The following is a 19,556-nucleotide window of genomic DNA, read 5'->3' as shown; positions in this document are numbered from 1 at the left end:
ATTGACGGATAGCAGCACAGCGAGAGGTTGGTTAATGTGTTAGAAAACTAACAACTCGCTAGCTTACGCACCCGGCGTGGGTGGAGCGCCAATATCCATAGCCCTCTGGTAGGCGTCGGGGTCGCCACCCTCAGGCAGAGTGAAGTTCACCTCATCTCCCGTTAGCCACGCATTGACGTCTTCAATCGCCTCAACGTCTAACAGACCCGCCTGCTGGCGCAGTGAGAGCAAATTAACCACATAGTCATAACGCGCTTCGGCATAGTTAGCGATAGCGTTATAGAGGCTTTGTTCAGCGTTCAACACGTCCACGATATTACGTGTGCCTACTTCATAACCGGCACGGGTAGCTTCTAAAGCACTACGGTTAGAAACGATGGCCTGCTGGCGAGCCTCAACGGTATCGACGTTGTTGCTAACCTGGGTATAGAGCGAACGCACTTGTTGGATGGTAGTACGGCGTTGGGACTCGAAATCGTATTGGCTACTTTCAAGCTGGAAGGTACCTTGGCGAATACGGGCGCTGGTGGTGCCACCGGTATAGATAGGTAAGTTCGCCGAGACACCCACTTGGCTTGACGTGTTGTAGCCACTCACCAAATCACTATCGCTATCCGAGTACTGGTAGTTAGCAAATGCCTGAACCGTCGGCATACGTCCAGCACGCGCCAGCTCGACGCCTACGCGGGAAAGCTCAATGCCTGCCTGCTGCGCTAATACCTGCGGGTTACGCTCAATGGCTTGCTCTACCCAATAGTTACGATCCGTAGGGGTTGGCAGGGCAATCGGCATACTATCGCCTAACGCGTCGATACTGGCGTAACGTTGCCCCGTCAGCTGTTCAAGCACCTCAAATGCCACCTGAAGATTACTCTCTGCTGCTATGCGATCAGCGCGGGATTGATCAAAGCTCGCCCGTGCTTCCTCTACTTCAGTGATAGCAATGAGACCTACTTCAAACTGCTCTCGAGCCTGCTCAAGCTGGCGGCCAATCGCACGCTCTTGAGCTAAACGCGCCTCGAGCACTTCGTGGGCACGCAAAATATCGAAATAAGCGCTCGCGACATCAATCAGCAACTGCTGCTCAGTGGCGGCCAATAAGTACACTTGTTGATCAATCTGACGTTCAGCCTGATTCACTTCCTCACGTGTGACAGCATTGAAGAGTGCCTGGGTCGCCTCAAGTGTTAATGACGCGGTGTTGTAGCGATCATCGCTGACACCCGCCGCATTAGAACCGGCACCAGCGCTCTGCCCAACTCTAGAGGAGGACTGGCTTTCGTACTGCTGGTTATGGACGACATTGCCGGAGGCATTTACCTGAGGCAACAGCGCGCCACTTGCCACATCGCTTGCCGCTTCAACACTTGAAAATTCAGCACGTGCAGAGGCCAAGGCAGCGTTGTTATTAAGCGCATCGCGAGTGATATTGACTAAATCTGCCGCTTGAGCGGGCAGGACGAAAGAAGATGTCAGCACTGCTAATAGCAGGGGACGAAAAGGGGCATTGACTGCCCAGTGTGCCAGTCGCATGGGATTGCCTCTAGGTGTCAACGTAGGGTGACGATAATGATAGCCATTCTGAAGGGTGGCATTATAGTTACATTCATGTATGTATGCTAGGCTTGAACTTAACCTAAATATATGAACAGCGTCACGTATAGATAACCGTACTACACAAGACTCTCTATTACCTTAGTCCAAAGCTCCATGAGCTTGCAGCTTTTTAGCGCTCCTTTACCCACTCGAATCTTAAGTGAACCATGTTACAGCTAATGTAATTACACGCTAACTAAAGTGAGCGCTTGAGTCTCTCAACAACATGCGGCAGTGATTGGCAATCCAAACAGATAGCTAATAAAGCGAGAAAATCAGCACCATCACCACTATTGCTCCGCCAAACGCTGCCCCATTAACTCTCAAAAGCTTCCAATACTGCCACGCAGCGTTCAACGGCACTGTGATACCCTGAACCAAATAACAGCAGATGGTTAAGCAATGGATAAAGCTGAAACAACGCTTCGCGTCTTGGCCAGTCGGTTGGCTTATCGCCGTTCCAGTAAGCATCAAAAAAAGGTGCGCTAGGCGATCCAAACAGGGTCAGCATGGCCAAATCAACGTCGGGATAATGGCGATAAACAGCAGGATCGATCAGTGCCGGCCCTCTAGTGGTTGTCAGCACATTACCCGACCATAGATCACCATGAATAAGGCTGGCAGACGAATCTGGCAGCCATGTTTCTAGTTGCTCTGCTTGGTGTTCAACACGGCGTCGCAACGCGCCATTCAGCAGGCCCTGCTGATAACAAGCTTGAGTAAGAGGCAGTAGACGCCGTTCGCGCTGAAACGCACGGCCATCTGCCAGCGGGGAGTTGGGTTGGGGCGTACGCCCACACGCATTGTCCTGATGCCAGCCATGGGCATCACCTATCACACCATGCAACTCACGCAGCCCTTCGCCTAAAGCGACGCTACTTTGGGTGTTTGCGGGTTGGGTATCGAGTGACTCTATCACCAGCCACCCCATCGTCTCTCCTAGCACCTCAGGTATCACTAATGACGTACCCGCCCCCTTGAGCGCGCGAAGCCCTTCTGCTTCGCCAAGCAATCGCGCGGAATCGTCGTGTTTGATAACGACTTGCCCTTGACGAGTAGTCAAGGCGTAAACAGCGGCTATATCACCCCCCACTGAGTGGCTGCAGCTTATCAGTGGGGGTTAATCCCAGCGTATCTAGCAGATCGCGCAAAACGGCATCCATGACTCTCTCCACTCAAGGCGCGTGTACTCTCCGCATCTCTCCTTAAACGGTACAAGGCAAAGCAATATCTTTCTAGGCAATCCGCATTATTAAACGTTATGACGCTGAGCAAGCGCCTCGCGATAACGCTGATAAATCACCTCATAAGCAGAAACACGCTTAGCGTCAGGGTCGGCAAGGGAAGCGGCATCCAGGTGCACCAAGCGCTCACAAAGCGATGCCAAGGTCACACCCTCCTGATGTAAGTCGCACCAAGCCGCTTGAATAGCCGCCCCTAACGCGGCGGCATCGGTAATCTCTGGGCAGATTACCTGGGTATTAGTAATGTCAGCCACCATTTGCCGCCAGACTGGGCTCTTGGCACCGCCGCCAATCAGCCTAATCTGGCTGGTGCCGTCAGCTAGATCACCTAATAGTTCCAAGCCATAGCGCAGGCCAAAAGTAGCGCCTTCCATCACCCCTCGGCAGAGGTTAGCTTGAGTCATATTAAGGCTGGTCAAACCAAGAAAATCACCCGTCGCATTGGGCAGCATCGGCACCCGTTCGCCGTTAAAAAACGGCAGTACAATCACTCCCTCGGCCCCAATCGGCGAGCTGGCAACCTGGTCGCCAAAGGCGGCTAAATCCAGCCCAAACAGCTCACGCACGCGAGTAGTCGCAGAGGTAACGTTCATCGTGCAGATTAACGGCAGCCAGCCACCGTGGCTGGCACAGAAGCTGGCCACCATGGCGCTATCGCACACCACCGAATTAGGTGAATAAGCGCACACCGTGCCGGAGGTTCCTAAACTAAGCGTCACCAGCCCCTGAGTAATATTACCGGTGCCAATTGCGCCTAACATGTTGTCGCCGCCGCCAGAAGACACCACCACATCATCATGAAGCCCCAACTCTTGCGCCACTAGCGGGCGCACTCGCCCTGCTGGCTCGTGCGCCTGGATAAGGCGAGGTAGCACACGGTCAGGGTCAAGTTCCGGCGCAATGGCTGCAAATACCTCTTTCTGCCAGCATTGGGCACGGGTATCAAAATAACCGGTGCCCGACGCATCACCCGCCTCAGTGACCCGCTCACCGGTCAGCCAGAAGTTGAGGTAGTCGTGGGGCAGTAGCAGAGTGGCTATACGCTGGTAGGCGTCAGGGTGATGCTCCCGCAGCCACGCCACTTTAGATGCGGTATAGCCAGTCTGTAACACCAGACCAAGCTTCTCCAGGCAGCCCGCTTCACCGCCAAGTCGGTCGACTAAATCGCTGTTTTGAGCACTGGTTTCGGTATCGCACCACAGTTTGGCGGGATACACCGGCACACCATCCGCATCCAGTGCCACCATGCCGTGCTGCTGTCCGGAAACGCCAATCCCCCGCACCTGCTTGGCATCAATACCAGCATGCTCAAGTGCTTGAAAAAAAGCTCCTTTGAGCGCTGCCAGCCACTCTGCTGGCGCCTGTTCCCGGCGGCCATGCTCTCCCTCGTCTAGGCTATGGGGACGACTGCCTTCACCCAGGATGACGCCACGCTCCACATCTACCACCACAACTTTGGTACTCTGTGTACCGCAATCTACCCCGATATACATCACAACGTTCCTTTGGACGCGACCAGAGCCTCAAGAGTAGCCCGTGCTCCCCGTTCATGCAGCGACGTCAATGACTTTAGGTAAGCGTTTAGAAAGCGAGGCTGGTCAGCCAAGTCGCCAAACAGCTCGCGGTTCTCGACAAACGCAGCGGGGTTCGTGCGGTTGTTAGTGGCAATAGCCATCAATGGCTCACGCAGACGGTCCACAATATCGATAGCTTCTCCCTGCTCATCGACGCCTTCAGCGTAACGTGCCCAGCTGGCGACCACGGCGGCGCTGCGCTTAATCTCACCTCCCAGGGCAAGTTGCTGGCGAATGACAGGCACGAGCCATTTGGGAATGCGATCAGAGCTTTCAGCACAGAGTCGTGCCAGAGTGTCTTTAATTTGCGGGTTGGCGAAGCGTTCAATCAGGGTCAGCCGATAGGTTTCTAAATCTACCCCTGGCACTGGCGCCAGCGTAGGCGTGCCCTCTTCACGCATATAGCCCAGCAAAAACTCGACAAACAGCGGGTCTTGGCAAACTTCATGGGCATAGCGGTAGCCTGCCAAGTAGCCGAAGTAAGCAAGCGCCTGATGACTGGCATTGAGCAGTCGAAGCTTCATCAGCTCATAAGGCTCTACATCATCGACAAGTTGCACGCCTACTTTCTCAAGCGCCGGGCGACCCAAGGGAAAGTGATCTTCCAACACCCATTGGGTGAAGGGCTCGCATACCACTGGCCAGGCATCTTCTACATCAAACCGCTGGGCCAGCTCGTCAATATCCGTAGGCGCTGTCACTGGTGTGATGCGATCCACCATGGCATTGGGAAACGCCACTTCGGCAGCTAGCCAGTCGCCAAGCCCTGCGCTGCGTGCACGGGCGTAGGCACTGAACATGCGTTTAGCCACGTCACCGTTACCTTGAATATTGTCGCAGGACATCACCGTAAAAGGTGCAATGCCTCGCGCCCGGCGGCGAACCAGAGCTTCCACCACTAAGCCAAAGCTGGTGGAAGGCTGCTCTGGGTGGGCGAGATCATCACGTACCTGTGGAGAATCCAGATTGAATTCTCCAGTCACTGGATGGAAGTTGTAGCCACCTTCCGTCACGGTGAGCGACACAATCTTGATGGCGGGATCGGCCATTTTTTCGATCACCGCTTCGGGGTCTTCTGGCGCAAACAGGTAATCCACCATACTGCCGATCACACGGGGCTGATACTCGCCGTCGGGGTGTTTCACCACGAGCGTATAGAGATAGTCTTGCGCAGCAAGGGCCTGCTGCATACGCTTATCGCCGGGCATTACTCCCACCCCCACAATGCCCCACTCAAGCGCCTCACCCTGGTTCATTAGTGCGTCTAGGTACATCGCTTGATGAGCACGATGAAAACCACCGACGCCAATATGCACGATGCCTGGCGTCACGGCCTGCCGATCATAAGTAGGCGTCTCAACCGCCGCACTGAGAGCACCCATGTTGTGATTATTAAGCTGAGTCATCGTCACTCTCCGGGTCATTTGTTAGCCACGCCGCGCCCTAGCGCCAGCGCTGGTCAGGTGGCACGCTGCCGTTTTTTACAAGTTCAGCGTTAAGCATGTCTTTTTGATGAGCGCGCTCGAGAGCGCCGATATGGTCTTGGCCCATGCACAGCCAGCGATTCACCAACCGCTCAACCAGTACGGCATCGTCCACATCGATAAACAGCGTCCAGTCGAACAGCTTGTGCAGCGCCCGCCAGGGTTCTTGATCCAGCAGTAGGTAATTACCTTCCACAATCACAATGCGCTGCGCTGGAGTAATCAACCGCCCCCCGGCTCGAGCAAGATCCAGCGGACGGTCAAACACCGGCACCGCTACCGGTTGATCTGCGCGACGAATGCGCGCTAAATCATGATGTAAGCCATCGACATCGAAGGTGTGCGGCGCGCCTTTCACCGGCAGTTGCTCATCACCTAGCACGGCGTTATCGAAGTGGTAGCCATCCATCGGCACCACGGCTGCCTGCCCTGGCCGCTGCTGATTAATCGCATCGCATAACAGCGCGCTGCGATAAGACTTACCTGCCCCGGGGGGCCCCGCCAGGGCAACCATAAAGCGCGTTTTGCCTTCGGCGGCATCCAACAGTTGGTGGCTTAACGAAACAAGATCAGGGGTCATAGGCGTCTCAACTCATCCAGTTGCCACCATCGACGTTGAGCGTCTGGGCAACGATGTAGTCACTATCCTGACTAGCAAGAAACACGGCGGCCCCCGTGTGGTCTTCCGGCAATCCCATACGCCCAAAGGGCACAGACTCGCCAACCAAACGCTTTTTCTCGCCCAGCGGGCGGTTCTCATAGCGTGCAAACAGTGCATCGACTTCTTCCCACATCGGCGTATCCACTACCCCCGGTGCAATGCCGTTCACGTTAATACGGTGCTTGATCAAATCCAGCCCACAGGACTGGGTCAGGCTAATCACAGCGGCTTTACTCGCACAGTAAACGCTGACGAGTGGCTCGCCCCGTCGGCCTGCCTGAGACGACATATTAATAATTTTGCCCCCTTGGCCTTGTGCCACCATGGCGCGAGCCACGATCTGCAGGGTAAAAAACAGCCCCTTGGCATTCACCGCAAACTGCTTGTCAAAGCTGGCCTCTGTCACCTCGAGCACCGGTGCCATATCAAACACCGCGGCGTTATTGACTAAAATATCGATCCCACCAAATCGCTCGGTAACGCGCTCCACCATGGCGTTGATAGAGGCTTGATCGCACACGTTCAGCACGACACCCATCACGCGCTCGGCACCAGCGTCTTGTTGCAGCGTGGCGAGCGCATCGTCAATGGCGTTGGCATCGATGTCGGCCACAATGACCTTCGCCCCTTCGGCGAGGTAGCGCTGAGCAATGGCTAAACCGATACCACGGGCACCGCCAGTAATGACGGCGCGTTTATTGAGCAGTTTCATTGTTATCTTGTCCTTGCAAATGGGATTGCCACTCGTCTACTAAAGCGTGAAGTCCGCGCATATGGGGCAAAATTCGCCAAGCGCCCGCCGCCAGTAGCCGTGAAGACTGCTGTTCATCTATATGACTTGCCCCTACAAAACCAATCACTCGCATGCCTGCAGCATAAGCAGCGGTCACTCCTGCCACGCTATCTTCTACCACCAGGCAGCGGCTGGGTGGGCAGCCAAGAGAACTGGCCGCTAAGTGATAAATAGCGGGGTCCGGCTTGGGGTTTTCGACCTGCTCGGCGGTGAAAATCGGCACATCGCCTAGCGCGCCGTTCAGTTGGGTAGTAACGAGCGATGCCAGCACTCGGCAACGGCGGCTGTTCGAGACCACAGCCTTGGGTAAGTCGATCCCGCTGATGGCTGCATGCGCCCCCGCAATGGCGGTTAATTCCCTCGCCAAGCGCGCCTCTATGGCGCTATCGATCAGTTCAGCGGCATGGGGCGGCAACAAGTGGCGACTTAGCTGTTCCAGGTGCTCGAGGATATTGGCCGTCGTCATGCCCAGGGCTTGGCTGAGCAACGTCGGGATATCCAGATCCGGTAGCCACTGCCCAAGGTGGGTTTCAAGAGTCTCTTCAGCGAGTGCTTCGCTATCCACCAGAACGCCGTCACAATCAAAAATCAGCGCTTTCATACCTGCTCCCCCGGAGAGGCAGATTCCGTAGCCGCGCGATTATCTTGGCGGGTCAGCCCCGCTAACGGGTGCTGCTGCAAGCTAGGTAGGGCTAGCCCGTCTGCGTCAAACAGATGGGCGCGCTCGGGGGCAAAACCAAAACGCACGCTATCGTTGACCCGGTAGGCCACATCGCCATCAGCCATAATAGTGATCAACTCATCGTCCATTTGAACGTAGAGCGAGGTTTGACCGCCGAGGCGCTCAAGCACTTTGATCTGCCCACTCAGCGGCCCCTGTTCATCAAGGACCAAGTGTTCTGGGCGAACACCCAGCTCAAGAGTGGCGTTAGCATCCAAGTGTGCACCATCGACCGGCACGCTGCGCTCACCGCCGCCGGGCAGACGAATCGCTACGCCTTCAGGCGTTACGCCGGTCAACGTCACCAGTAGAAAGTTCATTTTCGGTGAGCCAATAAAGCCCGCCACAAAGCGATTGCGCGGATGGTGGTAGAGCGCCATTGGCGAGCCCACCTGCTCCACCACGCCATCGTGTAGCACAACGATTTTATCGGCCATGGTCATGGCTTCTATCTGATCGTGGGTGACGTAAATCATCGTGGCATCTAGTTCTTCATGCAGCCGTGCCAGCTCAATACGCATCTGCACCCGCAGCGCCGCATCCAAATTGGAGAGCGGTTCGTCAAACAAGAAGATGCTGGGATTACGCACAATCGCCCGGCCAATCGCCACCCGCTGGCGCTGTCCACCGGAGAGCGCTTTAGGCTTACGATCTAACAGCGGCTCCAGCTGCAGAATTTTGGCCGCCTCCAGCACTTTGGCGCGGCGCTCCTCTTTGGGTACCCCAGCGAGGCGCATGCTGAAGCCCATGTTGCCCTCAACCGTCATGTGCGGGTATAGCGCATAACTCTGGAATACCATGGCCAAGCCGCGGTCGGCGGGGCCCACATCGTTTATTCGCTTACCATCGATCAGAATGTCGCCGTCGCTTGCACTCTCCAAGCCCGCGATCATGCGCATCAGCGTAGATTTGCCACAGCCCGAAGGGCCAACAAACACCACGAACTCGCGGTCGTTCACCTCGAGATCAATGCCTTTGATGACCTTGGTGTCGCCAAACTGTTTGATAATGTTCTTCAGTTGTAAGGTTGCCATGGGGAACTCCTTTACTTGACGGCGCCAAAGGTCAGGCCGCGCACCATTTGTTTTTGGGTCATCCAGCCGAGGATCAGGATGGGGGCGATTGCCATGGTGGAAGCCGCTGAAAGCTTGGCCCAGAATAGCCCTTCAGGGCTTGAGAACGAGGCAATATACGCGGTCAGCGGTGCCGCTTTCGACGAGGTTAAGTTGAGACTCCAGAACGCTTCGTTCCAGCTCAAAATCACTGAGAGCAGCCCAGTAGAGGCGATGCCCGGCAACGTTAGCGGCAGCAGCAGGAAAAACACCTCCTGCAGAGTGGACGCGCCGTCCATCCTGCCGGCTTCCAGAATGTCTTTGGGCATATCCTTGAAGAAGGTGTAGAGCATCCACACCACAATGGGCAGGTTCATCAGGGTATAAATAATGATTAGCCCGGTACGGGTATCCAACAGCCCCACATCGCGGAAAATCAAATAGATAGGCACCAAGACACCGACAGGTGGCAGCATTTTGGTAGACAGCATCCAAAGCAGCGTGCCCTTGGTTCGCTTAGTGGGCAAAAAGGCCATGGCATACGCCGATGGAATGGCAATCAGCAGTGCTAAAAAGGTCGAGCCAAATGCCACGACGACGCTATTTAGCGCAAAACGCGCATAGCCCGAGCGTGCTTGAACGGCTTGATAGCTCTCAAGGGTGGGGGAAAAGATAAAGCTTGGATCTGCAATCGCTGCCGTTTCGGTTTTAAACCCGGTCAGCACCATCCACAGGATGGGAAAAAAGATAATCAGAGCAATCGACCAGCCCACTAGGGTTAAGACCAGTTGCCTGATGGGCAACGAGCGAGCGTTAGCTGGCGCGACGCTATTACGATGAAGTGTCATTGAAATGCTCCCAAGACGCCCTGTCACCGGGGTTAGTCTTCTAAGTTCTTAGCGACCATACGGACAAGGAAAATCGCGACGATATTGGCGAGAATGATGGCGATCACCCCACCCGCTGAGGCCAAGCCCACATCGAAATCCAGCAGCGCTTGGATATAGATCAAATAGGCTAAGTTAGTGGTCGCGAGTCCCGGCCCGCCGGAGGTGGTGACAAAAATCTCGGCAAAAATCGTCAGCAAGAAGATCATTTCAATCATGATCACTACGCTAATGGCACGCTTTAGGTGCGGCAGCGTAATGAAGAAGAAAATCGCCAGTGGACCAGCCCCATCCATACGCGCTGCTTCCACTTGGTCTTCATCCAGTGACTGCATGGCGGTGAGCAGGATCAATAGTGCAAACGGCAGCCACTGCCACGACACAATAATGATGATGGAGGTCAGCGGTAGCGATGAGAACCAGTCCAATGCTGGCAGCCCTAGCGACTGCGCCAGCCACGCTAATACCCCATTAGAGGGATGCATCATCATGTTTTTCCATACCAGCGCGCTCACCGTTGGCATGACAAAGAAGGGAGAAATCGCCAGCACGCGGGCGATGCCACGCCCGGTAAACTCTTGCTGGAACAGCACCGCGAGCAGCGTGCCGCCCACCACCGTAACTACCAGTACCGACCCTACCAGCAACAGGGTGGTGCCCATCGCCGACCACAAGGCAGGGTCAGTCAGCAAGTATTCATAGTTTTCCAGCCCGGCGAAGCCGGTCATCCCGGGCATGAGTAAGTTATAGCGCTGAAAAGAGAACCAGATCGTCATGCCCAGGGGCACGATCATCCAGAGCAGCAGCAGCGATACCGCGGGCGCTTGAAGCGAAAGCGTTCTTAGCCCGCCGACCGTTCGGCCGGAAGCACGTGTTCTATTCATGGAAATACCTGCAAGAAAACAGACCTGCTAGAACCACTGAAATACGACTGCCCATGACTGGGCAGACGCAAGAGTGCATTAACGTTCGATGTAGCCAGCCCGCTGCATGGTGCGCTCGGTGGCTCGCTGAGCGCTATCAAGCGCCTGAGTTACTGAGGTGTCACCGGTCAGGGCGGCGGCAATCGTTTGGCCCACTTGTGTTCCAATCGACTGGAACTCTGGAATACCAACAAACTGAACGCCGATATAGGGGGTTGGCTCTAGGCTGGAGTCGGTAGGATCAGCTTCCTGTATGGCGTTAAGCACAAAATCGGCAAATGGCGCGGCATCAACGTACTGCTCGTTGGCATAGGTCGACTCACGAGTCCCCGGCGGTACGCTGGTCCAGCCGTTCGTTTCACCAACAAGCTCGATGTACTCCTGTGAAGTCGCCCAGGTAATGAATTCCTGTGCTGCTTCTTTGTGCTCAGAGGAAGCGGGAATCGCCAACGCCCAGGACCACAGCCAATGAGAGCCTTTAGGGGTTTCGGCGATGGGTGCTGGCGCAAAACCTAGCGTACCTGCCACGTCCGACTCGTTTTCATCGTAGAGCTTGCCTGCTGCCGAGGTGGCATCAACCCACATGGCGCAGTTCCCACGAGAAAAGAGCGCTAGGTTTTCGTTGAAGCCGTTGGAGCTGGCTCCGGGCGGACCGTAGTTGCTTAGCAGGTCAACATAGAACGCAATCGCATTGTTCCAGGCCTCGGAGTTAAGCTCCGGGTTCCACTGCTCATCAAACCAGCGGCCACCAAAGGTGTTCACCAGCGTCGAGACAAAGGCCATGTTTTCGCCCCACCCCGGCTTACCGCGCAAGCAAATACCTGCCAGGTTCTCTTCGCTACCGTGTAGCTGCTCGGCCCAGTCGCGCACCTGTTCCCAGGTGGGCTGCGCTGGCATCTCGATACCAGCCTGCTCAAACAGGTCGGTGCGGTAATACATCATGGAGCTTTCCGCATAGAACGGCAGGGCGTGCAGCGTGCCATTTAGGCTTAGGCCATCGCGTACCGATGCCAGCAAATCATCTTCATTGTAGTCATCGGGCAAGTTTTCCAGCGGTTCAAGCCAGCCACGCTCTGCCCAGATGGGCACTTCATAAGTACCGATAGTCATCACATCGAACTGCCCACCACCGGTGGCAATATCCGTGGTCATACGCTGACGCAGCACATTCTCCTCAAGCACGACCCAGTCCAGAGTGATGTCTGGGTGCGCTTGCTCAAAGGCATCGGTCAGGCTCTGCATGATGACCATGTCGTTATTGTTTACCGTGGCAACGGTGATTTCTGTTTGAGCGTGGGCTTGGCCAGCTACCGCAATAGCGGCCGCTAGGGTCGTGACAGGTAAATGACGTGCGAGACGCATACAGCTTTCCTCTTGGCAAATATTGGCATTGTTTTTATCGGCACAGCGATTACTGGAATTGTCGTTATTAGGGCTCTGGTTATTAAGGACTGTGGTTACTGGCAATGTCGCTATTGTCACCGCAGCCAAACTGATCAAATTGATCAAATTGATCAACTGTCGATCAAATGATCGTACGAAAGCCAAAAAAAAGCAAAGCCTACCCTTTTAGACTTTATGCTAATCCATTCAGCTATTTGCATGTTGCACTGCGCTATAAATCATTGAGCAATAGTGTTAACGATTTGTCTCGCCGCAATTTCATCCGTTATCAATCCCTTTAACCAGCCTCCTCGCAATGCTGCCCGTATGGCGGGCGCTTTATCGTGCCCACCCGCTATTGCCACCATAAGATGCTTACCGAACCGCTCTAGAGGCAAACTGGTCACTCGCCGTGTTATTGAGCAATCAATCACTTCTCCCTGGTCGTTAAGCGGCCAGCCCAGCAACTCACCTACTGCTTTAAGGCTTAATAGCTCATCTAGCTCACTTTCGCTGATGAAGTGGTCTTGAAACAGCGTGGCTTGCCGGTCAATTCTGCCGACTCCAATAAAGGCAGCTTCAGATTCTCTCGCCACATCGGCAATCGCCTTAAACAGGCGCTGTGTCAGCATGGCCTCTTTCTCGACTAACGACTCCGCTACCACGGGTGCAGGTAGTAAAAAGCGCTCGCCACCCGTTTTATCCGCCAGCAGCATGACCGCGTCGTAGCGGTTAGCCGAACCATCCCTGGCAACATTCCCTACCAGAGAAACAAAGCGATGTTGGGGCCGCTCAATACGGCTAAGAGCCTCTACCGCAGCCCGAACCGAGCGCCCAGTCCCCAAAGACAGCGTTAATGGATCGCTGCGCTCCACCAAACGAGCCATCCGTTCAGCACCTGCAACAGCTAAATAATACGCAGCACTTTCAGGAGCCTGGCTATCGGCGGGCACAACATCGCAATATGCCAAGCCGAAATGATCGCGAAGCACGCTGCCTAATGTCATACAGGTAGAAATAGGATGGTCAATATGGACCTTCACCAACCCTTCTTGCCTTGCGAGCGCTAACAGGCGCTGGACACCGGGTCGAGAAACCCCTAATTGGTTGGCAATTTCATCCTGAGTCATACCGCCGACATAAGACATCCAAGCAGCTCTGGCCGCCTGATCAAGCTTCACCTCAAACTTATCCATTGACACACTCACTGCCCTATAATTTGAAATATTGTCGCACAACGCCTTCACTAGGGCTCTTGCGCCATGGTTTATTAATAAGGATAAAGATGACTATGTACAAGCTTGCTTTTTTTGTTCCCGTTGAAGATGCCGAGAGTGTTAAAGAAGCGGTCTTTGAAACAGGCGCTGGCCGACTTGGTGATTATGAGGCCTGCTGTTTTCAAACCCGCGGTACCGGCCAGTTCCGCCCACTAGAGGGCGCGCACCCTCATATTGGACACGTAGGGTCACTGGAAACTGTCGAAGAAGTGAAGGTTGAACTTGTTTGCCGCGATGAGTATATACGGGCAGCGATTGCGGCATTGAAGTTAGCCCACCCCTATGAAGAGGTGGCCTATGATGTTTGGCAATTGGCCGACCTGTAATTCAGCAATACAAGGCTTTAATAGATCACCTTGCTAGCCACGCCTAAACAGCAATATAACTTAGGCACTGCCAAAATATCGCTCCCTATCTTCAGGGGTAATTGAGCTGATATGCAGCGGGTAGTGGGCATTTTTACTGTCTTCATAAAAGTGCTGTAACGTGCGCTCAATCGTTGGAAAAGCAAGCTCGTCCCAAGGAATTTCATGCTCTTCGAACAGCGCAACTTCCAAGCTTTCAGGGCCTGCGCTAAAGCCACCGAGAAGCTCTGCACGAAAAATCATATACACTTGATTGATATGAGGCAGGTCAATAAGCGTGTATAACCCCTCCAGCTTGACCTCTGCAACGGCCTCCTCCCAGGTCTCGCGTGCGGCGGCCTGCTGAGTGGTTTCGGCGTTTTCCATATAGCCCGCGGGGAGTGTCCAATACCCTTTACGCGGAGAAATCGCCCGTTTACACAGCAATATTTTATCGTCAATCACCGGCAGCGTCCCCGCCACAATACGCGGGTTCTGGTAATGAATAGTGCCACAGGCATCGCATAAATAGCGCGAACGGTCATCGCCTTCAGGAACAGCAAAACGGACTTTTTCACCACACTGACTACAAAAATTCATCGCGTTTCTCTACGGCTGATGGGGCAAGGCTTTAACGTACTTGACGTCAATAACCGCTGCTGGGTAAAAGAGAACAAAGTAAATGGAAGCCCTATGTTAGAGAAACTGCGCAAACAACTGCAACAGCACTCCCCCCAACGGCTAGACCACGTTGTAATGCCCGAGGCTGCCGTGCTAATGCCTATTGTTGAGCGTCCATCGCCCACACTGCTGTTTACACGGCGAGCGAGCCATCTCAGCACTCACAGTGGCCAAGTCGCGTTTCCCGGCGGCAAACGCGAGGCCTGCGATGTCGACCTCTATGCTACGGCTCTTCGCGAGGCACAAGAAGAGATTGCGCTAGCGCCTTCCCTTGTACAACCCTTGGGAAGGTTATCAGACGTTATTTCGCTACATGGCATCCGAGTCACGCCATGGGTCGGCATTATTCCGCCAGATTTACCGTTAGTAGCAGATCCCTCAGAATTAGACACCATTTTTGAAGTGCCACTCAGCCACTTTCTAGACGACAAGCGCACCCACACCGATGTAATAACGGTAGATGGCGTTGCTCACTACGTACCTAGCTACCATGTCGACGGCCACGTGATCTGGGGGCTTTCTGCCATGATGCTGGTAGAACTACTGGCGGAAGGGTTTGGCATGCCAATTGACCTTTACCAGCGCCCACCAGGGGCGTTACGTCACTATCCTGAGAGAAGCAGCCGCCTACCAAAAGCAGCTCGCATGCCGACTAAGAGAACCATGAAATGATTGCCTCTGCAGCGCCAAACTCGTTACCCAATGGCAATAGCCCTCCAGCGATCAACCCTATCGCCCATATTGCCCTGGTTGATGCGCTTGTTGAGCAAGGCTGGTACGTGGGTAACAACGTGATAGACCTTGATCTTTGCCAAGCGCTGCACCGAGAGCTGCACCATATGGCCGAACACGATGTGCTTGATGAGGCTGGCATTGGCCGCGGCAAAGAACATCATCTTCGCAAAGATATTCGCGGCGATGCCATTCACTGGTTGGATAGAGAAAGCGCAGCCCAGCGTCGCTATCTTGACGCCATGGCAGAACTCCAGCTATCTCTCAATCAAGCGCTTTTCCTGGGGTTGTTTGAGTATGAGGCCCACTTTGCCCACTACCCACCAGGCGCATTTTATCAACGCCACTTAGACAGTTTTCGAGGGCGAGCTAACCGGGTTATTTCAACCGTCGGTTACTTAAATCCTCAGTGGCCCTTAGATGGCGGCGGAGAGATGGTCATTTATCACCCCGACACCCCTTCTCTGGAAGTCGCCCGCGTAGTGCCTGAAGCAGGTACGTTTGCCTGCTTTTTATCCGAAACCATTCCCCACGAGGTGCTGCCAACCCAGCATCCGCGTGCCAGCATTGCTGGCTGGTTTAGGCGTAACGCCTCGCTGGATGGCGTGCTCGACCCGGCGCGTTGAAACACTATGGACACCAGTAACGAAGCCACATTAAGCGCCAGAATCAAAGCCCTAGAAGCGCAAAATGCAGTGCTGGAAGAAGAGAAGCGTCATTATCAGTGGCTGGCAGAAAGTACCACTGACTTGATATCTCGCCATGCCCGCGACGGTACTTTTTTATATGCTTCCCAGGCGGCGCGAGACTTACTAGGGTACGAACCGGAAGAGCTGATTGGCGTATCGGCCTATCAGCTGTTTCATCCTGCTGATCTAAGTGATCTGTTGAACAAATCACCTCGGGTCTACTATCACGACGGTTTTTATCAGCAAACGTATCGCTTTCGGGCTAAGGCAGGTCACTACATCTGGTTTGAAACCACCAGCCGAACCCGCCGAGATGCCGCCACAGGCGAGCTAATTGATATTTTATGCGTCTCTCGGGACGTGAGCCGCCGAGTCCATGCCGAAGCCACAAGAGAGCGTTTAGCACAGGTGGTCGAATCCACTACCGACTACGTACTTTTTTTAGGGCCTAATCAGTATATTTTTAGTGCCAACGAAGCGGCACGGCGCTGTTTTTCACTCCCACGAGATGCCATGCAAGTTGCCCTGTCAGCGCTTTACCCTAGTGACTCGTTGGCACTACTGGAGCAGGTCGTCTTTCCGGCGGTGGAACGCTATGGCTCCTGGAGCGGCGAGCTGGAAATGCTCAGCACAAACGGCTCGGTTCCTGTGCTCAGCGTCGTGCTTACCCACCGCAGCCGCGGGGTAGAACCTGGGCACTTTGCCTTAATTAATCGCGATATTAGCGTGCGTAAAGCTGCCGAAGCCCAGGCACGCCGGCACCAAGAACAAATTGCCCATGCCAACCGGTTAGCCGCCGCCGGAGAGCTTGCGTCTAATATTGCCCATGAACTCAATCAGCCCCTTGGTGCCATCGCCAACTACACCAGTGGCGCCCTTTTGAAAACGACGCATACGCCTAACTTACCCGCCAGCGAACTACAGTTGCCACTGGCCCGTATTGATGAGCAGGTACAGCGTCTTGCCCAACGACTCCGCCATATGCGCAGCTTTGTGCGTAAACGCAGCCACTGTGTCAGGCCCCTAGTACTTGAACACGTCATTGCCGCCGCCTTTCAACTGTGCGACTGGCAGTATAAGCAGGCCTCCGTTCAGCTTATTCAGCAATTACCCCACGGGCTGCCACGTATTTATGCGGACCCTATTGCCCTTGAGCAAGTAATCGTTAACCTATTGCTCAACGCGCTAACCGCGAGCCGTGACTTCCCTGATGCCGATCAGGTCATCGTTGCCGCGCAAAAAAGCGGCAATCGACAGCTGACCCTTAGCGTTGAAGACCAGGGTCCAGGTGTAGCGCCAGACCATCAAGACACCATTTTTGATGCCTTTTTCACCACCCGCGATGAAGGATTGGGAATGGGTTTGGCAATTAGCCGTTCGCTAATCGAGAGCATGGGCGGGGCGCTGACTCTGCGCCCCCAGCAAAACGCGAAAGGCGCATGCTTTGACATCACACTTCGCACAGAAACAGTATGATTGCGCAATCAGTGCATCAACAGGGGCCAGTAATGACCAGCAGTGTTGAACGACAGTCTACCGCCACCATTGCGGTTGTTGATGATGATCAAGCATTGCGTGAATCGCTGGTTTGGCTGCTTGAGTCCGTCGGATTAACCGCTCAAGCGTTTCATGACGGCGAACAATTCTTAGCGAGTCAGCACGATAAACTGGGCGCACTGCTGCTTGATGTTCGCATGCCAGGCATGAGTGGACTGCAAGTGCAGCAGCAGCTGGTTGACCAAGGCGCTACCCTGCCGGTCATTATGATGACAGGGCATGGCGATGTCCCCATGGCAGTGGCTGCACTAAAGAACGGCGCATTTGATTTTATTGAAAAGCCGTTTAACCACCAGCAGCTGATTGACAGCGTGCAACAGGCGTTGGGCAGCGCTCACCAACAGCAGCGCGCTCAGCAGCAGTTGGCAATGCTGCGAACACGTTACCAATCGCTACGCCCGAAAGAGCAGCGCATTGTGATTCATGTAGCAGAAGGAATGACCAGTCGTGAAATTGCCGAGCACATGGAGATTAGCGGTAAAACCGTCGAGGTCTATCGGTTAAGAGCCATGAAGGCCATGCACGCTGCAAATTTGGCAGAGCTGGTGCGGCAAGCGGTGGCGCTGGAGCTCGTTTCCTCGCTCAGCGCCCCCCCTATTGATAGCGAACGGCCTAGCTAAGTGGCACAACCTGGCCATTGGCTTTTTCCAGCACATTACGCACCTGCTCGTAATCAATGCCGTGCTCATCACCCTCGTGAGCCTCAATTAGGCTAACCACCTCTAACAGCGTTTCCATTCCAAAACTCTGTTCATCCGTGGGCGTAAAAGCTTGAACATAGGCATTTTCGTTACTCCCCCAGCCCACCTTAACGGGGCTGTCGATAATGTTTACCTGCGTGCCGACTGGAATACGCCAAAATACCGATTCAATATCTTCTGGGTGCATCCGAATACAGCCACGGCTAGCGCGCATGCCAACACCGTCAGGCTGATTAGTGCCATGAATTAAGTAGCCAGGGATATCCAGCAAAATAGCGTATTGCCCTAATGGATTATCTTCACCAGGAGGAACAACCGCGGGCGCAGGATCACCGCGTTCAGCAGCTTCTTGGCGAATAGATTCGGGTGGATACCATGCCGGATTCTCAAGACGCATGGTGGTCTTAGTAATGCCCAGCGGCGTATTGAACGCATCGCGACCAATTCCAATAGGATACGTCTCTACCCGCGGTGCCTTGCCCTCTTCTACCTCTGGGTAATAGTAAAGCCTAAGCTCAGCAACATTAATCACAATACCCGTACGCGGCTCGTCTGGCAGAATATATTGGCCGGGTATTGTCACCTCAGTACCTTCGCCTGGTATCCAAATACTGGTATCCGGGTTGGCCATGCGAATCTCTTCGTAACCCACATTATGCTCGCGAGCGATGTCGAGCAGGGTATCCTCTTTTTTCGCCGTAACGGTATACACCTCGCCCACCATATTCCCTTCATCAGGGAGCAAAAAGTGGCCTTGGGGTAATTCACTTTCACTGGCAACGGCACTGGATGCAAACAACCAAGCTCCCAAAGCGACACTGCTAGCCCACAATTTTTTAACCTGTCGAAGCGTTTGATACCGTGCGGCAACTGTCATGGGGTCTCCTTTATTATATAGCCCCAAGGCGCTACCTGCTGTTAAGCAAGCCACTGTGGGGCAATTTGCGTACGAATATGAACAAGCGGTCTGAATGGGTCAATTCGACAGACTGTCGCAGCAATCTCAACGACCAACGTGGGTGAGACGTTTCATTGAGAGTGATTTTAACGTTTATTAATAAATCTAACACGCCCTGGTTTGACGCTGATGTCCATTTAATTTGATCTTAACTATGCGTGCTTCATTAGCATTGCTAGACAGTGCATAGCATCTATCTTTCATAAACGCCTTTTCATAAATGCCTAAAGCGGCTATTGCGTACCCAGAAAAAATCATATCGAGTAGGGTGAGGCGTTACCGCCTCATCCCTCTCACAG

18 protein-coding genes and 1 pseudogene are annotated in these 19,556 nt (G+C 54.2%); 5 read left to right on the top strand and 14 right to left on the bottom strand.

Going from position 1 to position 19,556, the window contains the following annotated elements:
- Positions 1–63: 63 nt before the first annotated feature.
- The 12 genes and pseudogenes from INT21_RS08865 to INT21_RS08810 all read right to left on the bottom strand — a co-directional run bounded on the left by INT21_RS08865 (position 64) and on the right by INT21_RS08810 (position 13,514).
- The gene (locus INT21_RS08865) at positions 64–1,533 is read right to left on the bottom strand and encodes a TolC family outer membrane protein (RefSeq protein ID WP_193061574.1); all 1,470 of its coding nucleotides are present in this window, start codon (positions 1,531–1,533) and stop codon (positions 64–66) included.
- Positions 1,534–1,912: 379 nt separating this feature from the next.
- Positions 1,913–2,759 (bottom strand): annotated as a pseudogene (locus tag INT21_RS08860) (fructosamine kinase family protein).
- Positions 2,760–2,848: 89 nt separating this feature from the next.
- Entirely contained in the window at positions 2,849–4,333 is a 1,485-nt protein-coding gene (gene xylB, locus INT21_RS08855; RefSeq protein ID WP_193061573.1) for a xylulokinase, read from the bottom strand.
- Positions 4,333–5,820 carry a mannitol dehydrogenase family protein gene (locus tag INT21_RS08850; RefSeq protein WP_193061572.1) on the bottom strand — a complete coding sequence of 496 codons (1,488 nt, stop codon included), beginning with the start codon at positions 5,818–5,820 and terminating at the stop codon, positions 4,333–4,335. The genes xylB and INT21_RS08850 overlap by 1 nt, the downstream gene beginning before the upstream one ends.
- 37 nt (positions 5,821–5,857) lie before the next feature.
- Positions 5,858–6,478: a nucleoside/nucleotide kinase family protein gene (locus tag INT21_RS08845; protein WP_193061571.1), complete on the bottom strand. Its 621-nt coding sequence runs from the start codon at positions 6,476–6,478 to the stop codon at positions 5,858–5,860.
- 7 nt (positions 6,479–6,485) lie between these two features.
- Entirely contained in the window at positions 6,486–7,271 is a 786-nt protein-coding gene (locus tag INT21_RS08840) for an L-iditol 2-dehydrogenase (protein ID WP_193061570.1), read from the bottom strand.
- Positions 7,255–7,953 (bottom strand): HAD family hydrolase, encoded by a 699-nt coding sequence (locus tag INT21_RS08835; RefSeq protein ID WP_193061569.1) that lies wholly within the window; start codon positions 7,951–7,953, stop codon positions 7,255–7,257. Before INT21_RS08835 ends, INT21_RS08840 begins: the two co-directional genes overlap by 17 nt.
- Positions 7,950–9,107, bottom strand: a complete 1,158-nt coding sequence (locus INT21_RS08830) for an ABC transporter ATP-binding protein (RefSeq protein ID WP_193061568.1) — start codon at positions 9,105–9,107, stop codon at positions 7,950–7,952. The genes INT21_RS08835 and INT21_RS08830 overlap by 4 nt, the downstream gene beginning before the upstream one ends.
- A gap of 11 nt (positions 9,108–9,118) precedes the next feature.
- On the bottom strand, positions 9,119–9,973 hold the full coding sequence (locus INT21_RS08825; RefSeq protein ID WP_089038790.1) for a carbohydrate ABC transporter permease: 855 nt from the start codon (positions 9,971–9,973) through the stop codon (positions 9,119–9,121).
- A gap of 32 nt (positions 9,974–10,005) precedes the next feature.
- A complete protein-coding gene (locus INT21_RS08820) occupies positions 10,006–10,896 on the bottom strand; it encodes a carbohydrate ABC transporter permease (protein ID WP_193061567.1) in 891 nt (296 codons plus the stop codon).
- Positions 10,897–10,974: 78 nt separating this feature from the next.
- Positions 10,975–12,297 (bottom strand): ABC transporter substrate-binding protein, encoded by a 1,323-nt coding sequence (locus INT21_RS08815; RefSeq protein WP_193061566.1) that lies wholly within the window; start codon positions 12,295–12,297, stop codon positions 10,975–10,977.
- 260 nt (positions 12,298–12,557) lie between these two features.
- A complete protein-coding gene (locus INT21_RS08810; protein ID WP_089038793.1) occupies positions 12,558–13,514 on the bottom strand; it encodes a sugar-binding transcriptional regulator in 957 nt (318 codons plus the stop codon).
- A 95-nt stretch (positions 13,515–13,609) separates the two neighbouring features.
- Between INT21_RS08810 and INT21_RS08805 the strand changes: the two genes are divergently transcribed.
- A complete protein-coding gene (locus INT21_RS08805; protein ID WP_089038794.1) occupies positions 13,610–13,921 on the top strand; it encodes an NGG1p interacting factor NIF3 in 312 nt (103 codons plus the stop codon).
- Positions 13,922–13,981: 60 nt separating this feature from the next.
- On the opposite strand, the gene INT21_RS08800 is transcribed toward INT21_RS08805, so the two are convergent.
- The gene (locus tag INT21_RS08800) at positions 13,982–14,539 is read right to left on the bottom strand and encodes an NUDIX hydrolase (protein ID WP_193061565.1); all 558 of its coding nucleotides are present in this window, start codon (positions 14,537–14,539) and stop codon (positions 13,982–13,984) included.
- A gap of 93 nt (positions 14,540–14,632) precedes the next feature.
- Between INT21_RS08800 and INT21_RS08795 the strand changes: the two genes are divergently transcribed.
- Genes INT21_RS08795 through INT21_RS08780 form a run of 4 tightly spaced genes read left to right on the top strand, consistent with a single transcriptional unit; the run spans position 14,633 to position 18,218 of the window.
- The gene (locus INT21_RS08795; protein WP_193061564.1) at positions 14,633–15,292 is read left to right on the top strand and encodes a CoA pyrophosphatase; all 660 of its coding nucleotides are present in this window, start codon (positions 14,633–14,635) and stop codon (positions 15,290–15,292) included.
- Entirely contained in the window at positions 15,289–15,978 is a 690-nt protein-coding gene (locus INT21_RS08790) for a 2OG-Fe(II) oxygenase (RefSeq protein WP_193061563.1), read from the top strand. Before INT21_RS08795 ends, INT21_RS08790 begins: the two co-directional genes overlap by 4 nt.
- Positions 15,979–15,984: 6 nt before the next feature.
- Positions 15,985–17,517: an ATP-binding protein gene (locus INT21_RS08785; RefSeq protein ID WP_193061562.1), complete on the top strand. Its 1,533-nt coding sequence runs from the start codon at positions 15,985–15,987 to the stop codon at positions 17,515–17,517.
- Positions 17,514–18,218, top strand: coding sequence for a response regulator transcription factor (locus INT21_RS08780; RefSeq protein WP_226924686.1), 705 nt, complete (start codon positions 17,514–17,516; stop codon positions 18,216–18,218). The genes INT21_RS08785 and INT21_RS08780 overlap by 4 nt, the downstream gene beginning before the upstream one ends.
- Here INT21_RS08780 and INT21_RS08775 read toward each other — a convergent pair.
- A complete protein-coding gene (locus INT21_RS08775) occupies positions 18,211–19,176 on the bottom strand; it encodes a L,D-transpeptidase family protein (protein WP_193061561.1) in 966 nt (321 codons plus the stop codon). The two genes, INT21_RS08780 and INT21_RS08775, sit on opposite strands and share 8 nt — an antisense overlap.
- Positions 19,177–19,556: the final 380 nt, after the last annotated feature.

This window comes from Halomonas sp. 3F2F (genome assembly GCF_014897805.1).
In the GTDB taxonomy this organism is placed as follows: Bacteria; Pseudomonadota; Gammaproteobacteria; order Pseudomonadales; family Halomonadaceae; genus Vreelandella.
This window is presented reverse-complemented; position numbering and strand designations above follow the sequence as displayed.

Coding starts and splice junctions, on each gene's coding strand:
- INT21_RS08865 (WP_193061574.1), bottom strand. CDS start 1,533: ATGCGACTGGCACACTGGGCAGTCAATGCCCCTTTTCGTCCCCTGCTA.
- xylB (WP_193061573.1), bottom strand. CDS start 4,333: ATGTATATCGGGGTAGATTGCGGTACACAGAGTACCAAAGTTGTGGTG.
- INT21_RS08850 (WP_193061572.1), bottom strand. CDS start 5,820: ATGACTCAGCTTAATAATCACAACATGGGTGCTCTCAGTGCGGCGGTT.
- INT21_RS08845 (WP_193061571.1), bottom strand. CDS start 6,478: ATGACCCCTGATCTTGTTTCGTTAAGCCACCAACTGTTGGATGCCGCC.
- INT21_RS08840 (WP_193061570.1), bottom strand. CDS start 7,271: ATGAAACTGCTCAATAAACGCGCCGTCATTACTGGCGGTGCCCGTGGT.
- INT21_RS08835 (WP_193061569.1), bottom strand. CDS start 7,953: ATGAAAGCGCTGATTTTTGATTGTGACGGCGTTCTGGTGGATAGCGAA.
- INT21_RS08830 (WP_193061568.1), bottom strand. CDS start 9,107: ATGGCAACCTTACAACTGAAGAACATTATCAAACAGTTTGGCGACACC.
- INT21_RS08825 (WP_089038790.1), bottom strand. CDS start 9,973: ATGACACTTCATCGTAATAGCGTCGCGCCAGCTAACGCTCGCTCGTTG.
- INT21_RS08820 (WP_193061567.1), bottom strand. CDS start 10,896: ATGAATAGAACACGTGCTTCCGGCCGAACGGTCGGCGGGCTAAGAACG.
- INT21_RS08815 (WP_193061566.1), bottom strand. CDS start 12,297: ATGCGTCTCGCACGTCATTTACCTGTCACGACCCTAGCGGCCGCTATT.
- INT21_RS08810 (WP_089038793.1), bottom strand. CDS start 13,514: ATGGATAAGTTTGAGGTGAAGCTTGATCAGGCGGCCAGAGCTGCTTGG.
- INT21_RS08805 (WP_089038794.1), top strand. CDS start 13,610: ATGTACAAGCTTGCTTTTTTTGTTCCCGTTGAAGATGCCGAGAGTGTT.
- INT21_RS08800 (WP_193061565.1), bottom strand. CDS start 14,539: ATGAATTTTTGTAGTCAGTGTGGTGAAAAAGTCCGTTTTGCTGTTCCT.
- INT21_RS08795 (WP_193061564.1), top strand. CDS start 14,633: ATGTTAGAGAAACTGCGCAAACAACTGCAACAGCACTCCCCCCAACGG.
- INT21_RS08790 (WP_193061563.1), top strand. CDS start 15,289: ATGATTGCCTCTGCAGCGCCAAACTCGTTACCCAATGGCAATAGCCCT.
- INT21_RS08785 (WP_193061562.1), top strand. CDS start 15,985: ATGGACACCAGTAACGAAGCCACATTAAGCGCCAGAATCAAAGCCCTA.
- INT21_RS08780 (WP_226924686.1), top strand. CDS start 17,514: ATGATTGCGCAATCAGTGCATCAACAGGGGCCAGTAATGACCAGCAGT.
- INT21_RS08775 (WP_193061561.1), bottom strand. CDS start 19,176: ATGACAGTTGCCGCACGGTATCAAACGCTTCGACAGGTTAAAAAATTG.